Origin of the sequence: Rhodopseudomonas palustris, from assembly GCF_003591005.1 — a bacterium.
In the GTDB taxonomy this organism is placed as follows: Bacteria; Pseudomonadota; Alphaproteobacteria; order Rhizobiales; family Xanthobacteraceae; genus Rhodopseudomonas; species Rhodopseudomonas palustris_K.
The window spans coordinates 1-11,307 of sequence record NZ_QYYD01000055.1; the positions used below are offsets into that span (position 1 = coordinate 1).

11 protein-coding genes and 1 tRNA gene are annotated in these 11,307 nt (G+C 65.5%); 8 read left to right on the forward strand and 4 right to left on the reverse strand.

Annotation, left to right across the window (positions count from 1 at the left end):
* Positions 1 to 274: hypothetical protein (locus D4Q52_RS26645; protein WP_210210166.1), on the forward strand; the 274-nt coding region annotated here is incomplete at its 5' end.
* 126 nt (positions 275 to 400) lie between these two features.
* Here D4Q52_RS26645 and D4Q52_RS25620 read toward each other — a convergent pair.
* The 3 genes from D4Q52_RS25620 to D4Q52_RS25630 form a co-directional block, all read right to left on the reverse strand.
* A tRNA-Val gene (locus D4Q52_RS25620) sits at positions 401 to 475 on the reverse strand.
* A gap of 180 nt (positions 476 to 655) precedes the next feature.
* Complete coding sequence (locus D4Q52_RS25625) at positions 656 to 1,906, reverse strand: hypothetical protein (RefSeq protein WP_119859415.1); 1,251 nt, start codon at positions 1,904 to 1,906, stop codon at positions 656 to 658.
* Positions 1,907 to 2,147: 241 nt separating this feature from the next.
* Positions 2,148 to 2,741: a DUF1134 domain-containing protein gene (locus tag D4Q52_RS25630; RefSeq protein WP_119859416.1), complete on the reverse strand. Its 594-nt coding sequence runs from the start codon at positions 2,739 to 2,741 to the stop codon at positions 2,148 to 2,150.
* A 112-nt stretch (positions 2,742 to 2,853) separates the two neighbouring features.
* Here D4Q52_RS25630 and D4Q52_RS25635 point away from each other — a divergent pair, with 112 nt between their 5' ends.
* The gene (locus D4Q52_RS25635; protein ID WP_119859417.1) at positions 2,854 to 3,357 is read left to right on the forward strand and encodes a YHS domain-containing (seleno)protein; all 504 of its coding nucleotides are present in this window, start codon (positions 2,854 to 2,856) and stop codon (positions 3,355 to 3,357) included.
* A gap of 184 nt (positions 3,358 to 3,541) precedes the next feature.
* Here D4Q52_RS25635 and D4Q52_RS25640 read toward each other — a convergent pair whose 3' ends face one another.
* Positions 3,542 to 4,375: a 3'(2'),5'-bisphosphate nucleotidase CysQ family protein gene (locus D4Q52_RS25640; protein WP_119859424.1), complete on the reverse strand. Its 834-nt coding sequence runs from the start codon at positions 4,373 to 4,375 to the stop codon at positions 3,542 to 3,544.
* Between the two features lie 128 nt (positions 4,376 to 4,503).
* On the opposite strand from D4Q52_RS25640, the gene chpT reads away from it, so the two are divergent.
* From chpT to D4Q52_RS25670, 6 genes are all read left to right on the forward strand, one after another.
* A complete protein-coding gene (gene chpT, locus D4Q52_RS25645; protein ID WP_119859418.1) occupies positions 4,504 to 5,157 on the forward strand; it encodes a histidine phosphotransferase ChpT in 654 nt (217 codons plus the stop codon).
* 197 nt (positions 5,158 to 5,354) lie between these two features.
* Positions 5,355 to 8,126 carry a hybrid sensor histidine kinase/response regulator gene (locus tag D4Q52_RS25650; protein WP_119859419.1) on the forward strand — a complete coding sequence of 924 codons (2,772 nt, stop codon included), beginning with the start codon at positions 5,355 to 5,357 and terminating at the stop codon, positions 8,124 to 8,126.
* Between the two features lie 25 nt (positions 8,127 to 8,151).
* Positions 8,152 to 8,622 carry a chemotaxis protein CheW gene (locus D4Q52_RS25655; protein ID WP_119859420.1) on the forward strand — a complete coding sequence of 157 codons (471 nt, stop codon included), beginning with the start codon at positions 8,152 to 8,154 and terminating at the stop codon, positions 8,620 to 8,622.
* Positions 8,623 to 8,686: 64 nt separating this feature from the next.
* Complete coding sequence (locus D4Q52_RS25660; RefSeq protein ID WP_119859421.1) at positions 8,687 to 9,052, forward strand: response regulator; 366 nt, start codon at positions 8,687 to 8,689, stop codon at positions 9,050 to 9,052.
* 72 nt (positions 9,053 to 9,124) lie between these two features.
* Positions 9,125 to 10,306: a protein-glutamate methylesterase/protein-glutamine glutaminase gene (locus D4Q52_RS25665; RefSeq protein WP_119859422.1), complete on the forward strand. Its 1,182-nt coding sequence runs from the start codon at positions 9,125 to 9,127 to the stop codon at positions 10,304 to 10,306.
* Positions 10,303 to 11,181 carry a CheR family methyltransferase gene (locus D4Q52_RS25670; RefSeq protein ID WP_119859423.1) on the forward strand — a complete coding sequence of 293 codons (879 nt, stop codon included), beginning with the start codon at positions 10,303 to 10,305 and terminating at the stop codon, positions 11,179 to 11,181. Before D4Q52_RS25665 ends, D4Q52_RS25670 begins: the two co-directional genes overlap by 4 nt.
* Positions 11,182 to 11,307 lie beyond the last annotated feature (126 nt).

The window sequence follows — 11,307 nt, forward strand, 5'->3', positions numbered from 1 at the left end:
CTCCCGTGTCCCGAAACGTTGCCAGACGCTCGGAATACAGAAGAATCAACGCCATGCGCTTTGTCCACTAAAACTAAGCCGGACAGCAGTGGCCTTGTGCCGGGCATCCACGCCTTGCTGCCGAAAACGCAGCAAAGGCGTGGACGGGACAAGCCTGGCCATGGCGGAGATTGTCAGCAAATCAGGCGGATTGGAAAATGGCCGTGACTTGCCCGAGCTGTCAGTCAGCCTCGATAGCGCGATAACGCTTCAATCAATCCGGGAACTGCTCTAACGCGCGGTCCACAGGCTGTCCGTTCAACGACAACCTGTGTGGCCTTTGTCGAAGGGCACAATGTGACACGGGCCGGACTCGGCCCGGGCTCAGCGCGACTGCGCTCCTAATTCAGGTCGGGTTGGATGGTGGGCGCACAAGGGATCGAACCTTGGACCTCTCCCGTGTGAAGGGAACGCTCTCCCGCTGAGCTATGCGCCCGGGACCGGATCGAGGGCTTGCGCTGTGCGCCGGCCCGATGCCGTAGAGGCGCGATTTACGTAGGGAGGGGCGGGGGTGTCAAGCGGCAAGCCGGGAATTTGCCGCGTCGTTCACGCAATTGCCGCGGTCGCACGTTCACGGCGACTTCCAGCGAGGCGGCCGGCCACGCCGGAACGATCGTCAGCCGATCTGCCGCGCCCGCGAGGCGTGGGACTGCAATGCGCGGATGCGTTCGGCGAGGGTGCCGCCGGCGACCGGTGCGGCGGGGGCTTCGGCGTCGTTTCGGGCTGCTGCTGCAGGCTTGGCGGCAACTGCCGGAGCGCCGCTGCCCTGGCCGGCGAGGATCGCCTCGATCGGCGAATCCGGGCCCTCCAGCGTTATCGCGAGCTTGGCGACTTCTGCGGCGATGTCGTTGATGCGCTCGCGCAGCAGCGCGTTTTCCATGCGCTCGGTCGCCCAGCTGTTCTCGGCCTGCTGCTGGATCGCGGTCAGCTCGCGCTGCGCCGCGGCGCGTTCGTCGCGGGCCTGCTGCAATTGCTGTTCCAGCGTGGATTTTTCGGCCTGCAGCCGGGCGAATTCGGCGTTGCCCGCCTTGGCGGGAGAGGCGGCCTTGCCGCCGCGCAGCTGCTGCAGCTCCTGCTCGGCGGCGGCCGCGGCGGCGCGCAGTCCGGCGTTTTCGGCTTCCAGCGCAGCCACACGGCTGCCGAGCTGCTCGGCCTCCTTGACCTGCGCGACCAGCTGGCGGTCGAGATCGGCGACCCGGCTGCCGAGCTGTTCGGCGCGGCTGCGGGCCTCGGTGAGGTCACGGCTGGTGCTGGCGGATTCACCGCGCTGGCTTTCCAGCCTCGTCTGCGTTGCGCTGAACTCACGCTCGGCCTCGCTGACGCGGCCGCGCAGCTCCTCGATCTGGGTGCGCACGGCGACGAGTTCGACCTGCCGCGTATCGGCCAGCATCGAGCGGTCGGCGAGTTCGGTGTTGATCCGCGCCAGCTCGGCCTGCTTCTCGGCCAGCGCCGCCTCGGCACTGCGCAGCTCCTGCATCTTGGCGGCGAACTCCTGCTCGGTGCTGCGGAGCTGCTCGTTGAGCGACTTCTCGCGCGCTTCCAGCGTCAGGATCGCTTCGTTCTTTTCGGCGAGCTCGACCTTGAGGCGGTTGACCGCGTCGGTCTTGCGGCCGATCTCGGCGAGCTGGCTGGTGGTCTTGCTGCGGAGTTGCTCGACGCTCATCTCCAGCCGCCGCGCCGACATCGCGAATTCGGCGCGAAGCTGGTCCTTGTCGGCCTGGATCTCGGCCATCGACAGCGGCGTCGCCGCCTCCAGCCGCTTGGTGGTCAGCCGCACCGCGCGGTTGTGCACCAGCGGCGCGATCATCAGCGCCAGCAGCATCGCGGCCAGAAAGCCGATCGCCAGATACATGATCTGCTCGATCATGAAGTTCTCCTACCCGAAAGCGAAGCGCCGCGCGCGCCGGCCCGAGGGCGGATTGCGCCTGCATGAAGTCTGATGGCAAAGCCGATGGAGCGGCGCGCCGCGCCCGCGGGGCGCCGGGCACGCGTCATCGTCCGGCCGAAATTCCGGCCGCACCCTGCCACGGAGCGCCGCCGCAGCGCCAGTGCGTTGCGGCGTTAACGTGAATCCCGGCAGGGGATGAGAGCGGCCGCAGCCACTCGGCTCAGAACGGATTCCAGGTCGCAGACGGCGTGAACTTCAGATAGCCGATATTGGCGCCGAGCCGCAGCCCGATGCCGGACTGGATCGGCACCAGCACGATGCCGTTCGCGGTCAGCGCCGTCATGCCGAAGCCGCCGACCACATAGGCCGAGCCGTCGATGCCGCCGAAGCGCTGATAGATCGCGTTGGTGGAGGGCAGGTTGTAGACCAGCGTCATGGTGCGGGCCCCGTTGCCGCCCCAGTCGAAGCCGACCGACGGACCCTGCCAGTATACCCGCAGATCGCCGGCGTTTTTGGTGTAGAGCGTGCCCTCGCCGTAGCGCAGGCCGGCCACGAACGCGCCCGAGCCTTCCTCGCCCAGCACATAACCGTTGGGCAGGCCCCATTGGCTGACCGCGCGCTCGATCACCGAAGCGAGCCCGCGCGAGACGTTGCCGAAGAAGCGATGGCCGGCGGCGGTCAATTCCTCCGGGCCATAGGTGTTGGGGCTCGCGGAGGCGCGCGGCGGCAACGGCTGTTGCTGCGCCGCAGCCGGCACGATGAACGCCGCCGACGCAAGCAGCGCCAACGCAGCACGACGTGAAACGATGGTCATCCAACTCACCCCTGGGTGTTCGATCCCCGGCCCATCCCCTTAACCGGACGCTGACTTGCGCCGGCTAGTGTGGCCCGACGGCCCCACGATTCGAACCTTATCGATTTGAACTATGACGGCACAGCGGCAGGAACGAAACGAGATTCGCCAGTGGTTCGCCACTATCTGGCTCGCCGGGCTGTTGTTCATGTCGGCTCCGTTGCTGAGCCTGCAGGCTGCAACCACCGAGCGCGTAGTTGTCGATCGACATACCGGGTTGGCGATCGACGGTTTTGATCCTGTGGCGTTTTTTACCGAACGCGAGGCCCAGATGGGCGCTGCCGAATACGAGGCCTCGTCCGGCGGCGCGATCTGGCGGTTCTGCAATCCCTCCAATATGGCGGCGTTTGTCGCCCATCCGGAGATCTATGGCCCGCAGTTCGGCGGCTACGATCCGGTCGGGATCGCACGTGGGGTGCCGGTACCGGGCAATCCGCTGCTGTGGCTGGTCAGCGGCCAGCGGCTGTTCCTGTTCGCCCGCGAGGACAGCCGCAGCGCCTTCGCCGCCGACCCGGGGCGTTATCTGAAACCGGCCCAGCAGCAATGGCCTGCGGTGCGGGCGACGCTGGCCAACTAGCCCCGAAACAGCTGCCGGCAGAGCGCAGGTGCGTCGGAATAACAGATGAAAATCAAGCGCTTAATCCGTCATTGCGAGGAGCGAAGCGACCAAGCAATCCAGCGCCACGATGCTCGGCGCCGCCGGATTGCTTCGCTTCGCTCGCAATGACGGGGGTCTTCGACGTCGAAGCCCGCGTTTCCTCTCAGGTCGCCGCCGGGTCACCCCAGGCGATGAACTCTGGCACGATGAAATTCGGTCGCGGCACGTCGAAGCGCAGCGGGGCGCCGCTGGCGTCGGTCAGCTTGCCGCCGGCGGCGATCACCACGGCCGCGCCGGCCGCGATGTCCCACTCGCAGGTCGGCGACATCCGCGGATAGATGTCCGCGGCGCCCTCGGCGATCCGGCCGAATTTCAGCGCCGATCCCAACTGCGCCTGCACGGCGCCGGGACGTTCAGCGATGAAGGCGAGGGTCCGCGCATCGAGGTGCGACCGGCTGATCGCCACCGTCCAGGGCGCGCCGGGTGGTGGCAGCGGCCGGGTGTGGATCGGCGCGGTGCCGGCAATCGTGCCATCGGCCGCAACGCTCAGCCGCTCTGCGCCGTGGCCGACCAAGCCTCGCCAGATCACGCCGAGCGCCGGTGCGCCGACGATGCCGAGCAGCGGTTCGCCGTCGCTGACCAGCGCCAGATTGACGGTAAATTCGTCGCGGCCGGAGACATATTCCTTGGTGCCGTCGAGCGGATCGATCACGAAGAAGCTGGGCGCGTCCGGCCGCCCGGTACTGCAGCGCTCTTCCGAAAGGGCAGGCAACTGCGGGGCGATCTGCGCCAACCCTTCGGCGATCACCCGGTCGGCCGCAAGATCCGCGGCGGTTACCGGTGAGCCGTCGGATTTGTGGTCGACCCGACCGGAGCGGTCGATCGCCAGGATCGCGGCGCCGGCGCGGATCACCAGCTCGGTGAGCGGCTGCATCCAGGCCAAGGCGGTCTCGCCCGCGATCGAGCGGCCGTGCTCCGGCGCGTCCCCAGTCGCCATCATTCCGTCTCCTGTCCGGCAGCCTGATGCCGCCCGATGTTGGCAGCGCAACCGGCCGCAGTGTATCAAGCCAGACACCATGGCTGATTCGTTTTGAACGAGCCGCGCGGCTTCCGAGGAGCAGACCGATGCCCGACAGTCCCACTCCCGTCCAGGCTCCGGCACCGGATGCACTCGAGCTGGCCGCGCTGCTGTGCTCGCGGGTTTGTCACGATCTCATCAGCCCGGTCGGCGCGATCGTCAATGGCCTCGAAGTGCTCGACGACAGCAACAAGCAGGAAGACAAGGACTTCGCCCTCGACCTCATCCGCAAAAGCGCCAAAACAGCATCAGCCCGCCTGCAATTCTGCCGGCTGGCGTTTGGCGCAGCCGGTTCTGCCGGCGCGCAGATCGATCTCGGCGACGCCCAGAACATGGCTCGCGGTCATTTCGAAGACGACAAGACCAAGATCACTTGGAATCTTCCGCGTCTGCTGCTGGCCAAAAATCGGGTCAAGCTGCTGCTGAACATGCTGATCATCGCGCAGCAGACCATTCCCCGTGGCGGTACGCTGACCGTCGAGCCGGTCGGCGACGGAGAGGCACTGTCGTTCCGGGTGATCAGTGCCGGCCTCAACGTCCGTACCCCGCAGAACGTCGTCGACATGCTCAGCGGCAGACATGCCGGCCCGATCGAGTCGCACGGTGTGCAGCCCTACTACACGCGCCTCTTGGCCGAGGCCTGCGGACTGACCGTCACGCTGGCGCCCGAAGGTGATACTTTGGTGGTAAGCGCGGTCTAAGCCGGATTCGAAAATCCGGGACCGCATGGTAAAGACCAGGTTAGGAAATCCACCTGGTATTACTACACGTTCGACTCGCCTTCTTACGGCAGGCGCAGTTTCCTGCCCGCAACTAATATTAAACGCTTTCCGCAGACAGTGGCCGCGCAATTCGGTCACGGCTGTTGCCGTGCGCCCGCGTATAGAGGCCAGCGCACATGGACGATCTCCTCCGTGAGTTTTTGACGGAAACCTTCGAAAGTCTGGATACGGTCGACAACCAGCTGGTCCGCTTCGAGCAAGAGCCCAACAACGCGAAGATTCTGGATAACGTCTTCCGCCTCGTGCACACCATCAAGGGCACCTGCGGATTTCTCGGCCTGCCGCGACTGGAAGCATTGGCGCACGCGGCCGAAACGCTGATGGGCAAATTCCGCGACGGCATGCCGGTAACCGGCGAGGCCGTGACGCTGATCCTGACCACGATCGATCGGATCAAGGACATCCTTGGCGGGCTGGAAGCGACCGAAGCCGAGCCTCCGGGCGAAGACGGCGACCTGATCGGCGAGCTCGAACGGCTATCGATGCGTACCGCGGAAGACATCGCCGCCGAGCTCGGCGCGGCTGCACCGGTAGCGGCGACTGTCACTGCCGGCATGGAAGCCGACAAGGCCGAGGGCACGCTGGTGCCGCAGACCCTCGAACGTCCGCTGCGTCCCGGCGAGGTCTCGCTCGACGAGTTGGAGCGCGCCTTCCGCGAAACCGCGATCGAAGTCGTCGCGCCGCCGCTGGCGCCGGCCGACGAGCCGGAAACGTCCGCGGCCGTGGTGGGGTTGGCGGACGCCGGCACGGCGTCGAAAGCCCCCGTCAAACCTGTCAAGAAGGCGAACGATCAGGAGACGGCTCCGGCCGAAGGCGACCGCATCGCCAACCAGTCCATCCGCGTCAATGTCGATACGCTCGAACACCTGATGACGATGGTGTCCGAGCTGGTGCTGACCCGCAACCAGCTGCTCGAGATCAGCCGTCGCCACGAGGACACCGAGTTCAAGGTGCCGCTGCAGCGGCTGTCGACCGTCACGGCCGAGTTGCAGGACGGCGTCATGAAGACCCGGATGCAGCCGATCGGCAATGCCTGGCAGAAGCTGCCGCGGATCGTGCGCGATCTCGCCTCCGAACTCGGCAAGCACATCGAACTCGAAATGCACGGCGCCGACACCGAGCTGGATCGCCAGGTGCTCGACCTGATCAAGGATCCGCTCACCCATATGGTGCGCAACTCCGCCGATCACGGGCTCGAGCGTCCGGAGGAGCGGGTGCGCAGCGGCAAGCCCGAGCAGGGTACGATCCGCCTGTCGGCCTATCACGAGGGCGGCCACATCGTGATCTGCATCGCCGACAATGGCCGCGGTCTCAACACCGAGAAGATCAAGGCCAAGGCGATTGCCAACGGCCTCGTCAGCGAAGCCGACGTCGAGCGCATGACCGAGGCGCAGATCCACAAGTTCATCTTTGCGCCGGGCTTCTCGACCGCCGCGCAAGTCACCAGCGTGTCGGGCCGCGGCGTCGGCATGGACGTGGTGCGCACCAATATCGACCAGATCGGCGGCACCATCGAGATCAAGTCGGTGGCCGGCGAGGGTTCCAGCGTCACCATCAAGATCCCGCTGACATTGGCGATCGTGTCGGCGCTGATCGTCGAAGCCGGCGGCGACCGCTTCGCGATCCCGCAGCTTGCGGTGGTCGAGCTGGTTCGCGCGCGAGCCAATTCCGAACATCGCATCGAACGTATCAAGGATACGCCGGTGCTGCGGCTGCGCGACAAGCTGCTGCCGCTGATGCACCTGAAGAAGCTGCTGCACATCGACGACGGCACCGGCTCGACCGAGCCGGAGAATGGCTTCATCGTGGTGACGCAGGTCGGCAGCCAGACTTTCGGCATCGTCGTCGACGCGGTGTTTCACACCGAGGAAATCGTTGTCAAACCGATGTCGACCAAGCTGCGGCACATCGGCATGTTCTCCGGCAACACCATCCTTGGTGACGGCGCGGTGATCATGATCGTCGATCCGAACGGCATTGCGCAGGCGCTCGGGACCTCGGTGTCGGCGCAGCACGATCTGTCCGAGCAGAGCGCCGCGACCCGCGCCGCCTCCACTGAACAGCTCACGTCGCTACTCGTGTTTCGCTCGGGCTCGCCGCAGCCGAAGGCGGTGCCGCTGTCGCTGGTCACCCGGCTGGAGGAGATCGCTGCCGACAAGATCGAAATCTCGAACGGCCGCTACATGGTTCAGTACCGCCAGCAGCTGATGCCGCTGGTGCTGATGGAAGGCGTCACCGTTGCGCGCACCGGCGTGCAGCCGATCCTGGTGTTCGCCGACGACGATCGCAGCATGGGCCTGGTCGTCGACGAGATCGTCGATATCGTCGAGGAGCATCTGCAGATCCAGGTCGGCTCCAGCCGCGACGGAATTCTCGGCTCGGCCGTGATCAAGGGGCTCGCCACCGAGGTGATCGACGTCGCCCACTTCCTGCCGATGGCGTTCTCCGACTGGCTTTCGCGCAAGGAGATGAAGCAGTCGCTCGGCACCCGCTCGGTGCTGCTGGTGGATGACAGTGCGTTCTTCCGAAACATGCTTGGCCCGGTGCTGAAGGCGGCCGGCTACAAGGTGCGGCTGGCGACGTCGGCGGTCGAAGGGCTGTCGGTGCTGCGCACCGGCGCTCAGTTCGACGTGATCCTCACCGACATCGAGATGCCGGACATGAACGGCTTCGAGTTCGCCGAAGCGATCCGCGCCGATGCCAAGATCTCGGCGACGCCGGTGATCGCGTTGTCCTCGCTGGTGTCGCCGGCGGCAATCGAGCGCGGCCGACAGGCGGGTCTCGCCGACTACGTGGCCAAGTTCGATCGCCCGGGCCTGATCGCGGCGCTGAAGGAGCAGACCGTGAGCCATGAACGGGTCGATGCGCTGCAGCAGCAGGCGGCATGACCGAGACCAGGAAGGACACCAGACGATGAGCCGGCAAGTCGACGCCATCAGCGGTAACACCACCCAATTCGCCACCGCGATGATCGGCGGGCAATTGTTCGGGCTGCCGATCTCGCGGGTGCAGGACGTGTTCATGCCTGAGCGGCTGACGCGCGTGCCGCTCGCACCCGACGACGTTGCGGGCGTACTGAATTTGCGCGGACGCATCGTCACCGCGATCGACATGCGCGCCCGTCTCGGTCTGCCGAAGAACAACGACGGCAGGCCGCCGATGGCGATGGGCGTCGACCTGCGTGGCGAATCCTACGGCCTGCTGATCGACACGATCGGTGAGGTCCTGACGCTTCCGGACGAGGGCCGCGAGGTCAACCCGGTGAATCTCGATCCGCGGATGGCATCATTCGCGAACGGGGTTCATCGGCTCGACGGCCAACTGATGGTTGTACTCGACGTCGACAAGGTGCTCGAAATCTCGCATGCGCGGATGGCCGCGTAACCGCACGCTCCCGGCAACAACACATTCGTCCGTTGGTTCGGGCGCTGACTGACAGAGGCAGACAATGAAGACATGTTTGGTGGTCGATGACTCGAGCGTGATCCGAAAGGTCGCTCGGCGGATCCTCGAAGGGCTCGACTTCGAGATTGTCGAAGCCGAAGACGGCGAGAAGGCGCTCGAAGTCTGCAAGCACGGGCTGCCGGACGCGGTGCTGCTCGACTGGAACATGCCGGTGATGGATGGCTACGAATTCCTGCGCAATCTGCGCCGGATGCCGGGCGGCGACGTGCCGAAGGTGGTGTTCTGCACCACCGAGAACGACGTCGCGCACATCGCTCGCGCGCTGCACGCCGGCGCCAACGAGTACATCATGAAGCCATTCGACAAGGACATCGTGACGGCAAAGTTTCAGGAAGTCGGCCTGATCTGAGCTGATCCGCCGAAAGTCGGTCGACGCCGCGTCACCCGACGCGGTGGGGAAGTTGCGTTGCGTCGGTGAGTGATGAGTGTAGCATTGGCAGGTAGTCCCGCCGCAAGTTCGACGCAGTATGAGCCCCTGCGCGTGATGATCGTCGACGATTCGGTGGTGATCCGCGGTCTGATCTCGCGCTGGATCGAAGCCGAGCCGGACATGGTGGTGGCCGCCTCGCTCCGGACCGGCCTTGACGCCGTCAATCAGATCGACCGCGTCCGGCCGGACGTGGCGGTGCTTGATATCGAAATGCCCGAGCTCGACGGCATTTCGGCTCTGCCAAGGCTGCTCGCCAAGAAGCGGGACCTGATCATCATCATGGCCTCGACGTTGACCCGCCGCAACGCCGAGATCAGCTTCAAGGCATTGTCACTCGGCGCTTCCGACTACATCCCCAAGCCGGAATCGACGCGCGAGCCGCACGCCGCCGACATCTTCAAGCACGATCTGCTGCAGAAGATCCGGCACCTCGGCGGCAAGGTTCGCCGCAAGGCGACGGCTGTTGCGCCGCCTTTGGCTTCGGCTGCGTCAGCACTCGATCGGCTTCGCGAACCTGCCGCGCACATTGCCGCCATGCCGAGCGTGCCCAGCCAGACGGCGCTGGTGAAGCGGTCGTTCGGCCCGACCGCGCCGCGCGTGCTGCTGATCGGCTCCTCGACCGGCGGCCCGCAAGCGCTGATGTCGCTGGTCGCCGATATCGGCCCGGTGATCGACCGCTATCCGGTGCTGATCACACAGCACATGCCGCCGACCTTCACGACCATTCTGGCCGAACATCTGATGCGCGCATCGCGTCATCCGGCCCACGAGGGCGTCGATGGCGAGGCGATCAAGCCCGGGCGGATTTATCTCGCGCCCGGCGGGCGCCACATGCGCATCGCCAAGCAGGGCAACAGTCCAGTAATCGCGCTCGACGACGGGCCGCCAGTCAACTTCTGCAAGCCCGCGGTCGACCCGCTGTTCAGCTCGGCGATAGAATTCTGGCAGGGCGGCGTGCTCGCGGTGCTGCTGACCGGCATGGGGTCGGATGGCATGCGCGGCGGCAAGGAAATCGTCGCCGCGGGTGGCAGCGTGATCGCGCAGGACGAAGCGTCCAGCGTGGTGTGGGGCATGCCCGGCGCCGCCGCCAATGCGGGCATCTGCGCCGCGGTGCTGCCGCTCAATCAAATCGGGCCGAAGCTGGTTCGCTTGTTCTCAGGAGATCGTTCGTGACGCCGGCTGATTTCGACTATCTGCGCAAGACCCTCAAGGAACGTTCCGGCCTCGACCTTTCCACCGACAAGCAGTACTTGATCGAAAGCCGCCTGCTGCCGCTGGCGCGCCGGCTCGGCCTCGATGGCATCGGCGATCTCGTTCAGAAGATGAAAAGCGGGGTCGAAAAGGTCACGGGCGATGTGGTCGAAGCGATGACCACTAACGAGACCTTCTTCTTCCGCGACAAGCTGCCATTCGATCATCTGCGCGAAGAGATTTTGCCAGCGCTGCTGCAGGCTCGCGCCGGCAAACGCAGCCTGCGGATCTGGTGCGCGGCGTCGTCGACCGGGCAGGAGCCGTATTCCATCGCGATGTGCCTGAAGGAGCTTGGGCCGGCGGTCGCCGGATGGCGATTCGATATCGTCGCCACTGATCTCTCGCAGTCGGTGCTGGAAAAATCCAAGTCCGGGCTGTTCAGCCAGTTTGAAGTGCAGCGCGGTCTGCCGATCCAGCTGCTGGTGAAGTACTTCAAGCAGACCGGCGAGCTGTGGGAGATCAGCCCCGAACTGCGCGCAATGATCCAGCATCGCCAGTTCAACCTGCTGCAGGACTACGGCCAGCTCGGCATGTTCGACGTGATCTTCTGCCGCAACGTGCTGATCTATTTCGATCAGCCGACCAAGGTGTCGATCTTCGAGCGTCTCGCCAAGCGGCTCGAGCCCGACGGCTACCTGGCGCTCGGCGCCGCCGAAACTGTGGTCGGCCTGACCGATACGTTCAAACCTCACGCGACACGGCGCGGCATCTATCTGCCGAACACAATCGCCAAGTCGCCGTCGCTCGTGCCGGCAGCAAAGCCCCTCGGCCAACTCGCCGCCCTCCGCGTGAGTTGAGCGCGCGCACCGAAGTACTTCGGTCGAAACGAGCCAGCCCCCACCCACCGTCATGTATGGACGGCCCCCTCTCGGCAAGAGCATTTTGGTGTTTCGGCAAATGAATCGGGGTGCGGTCATGTATAC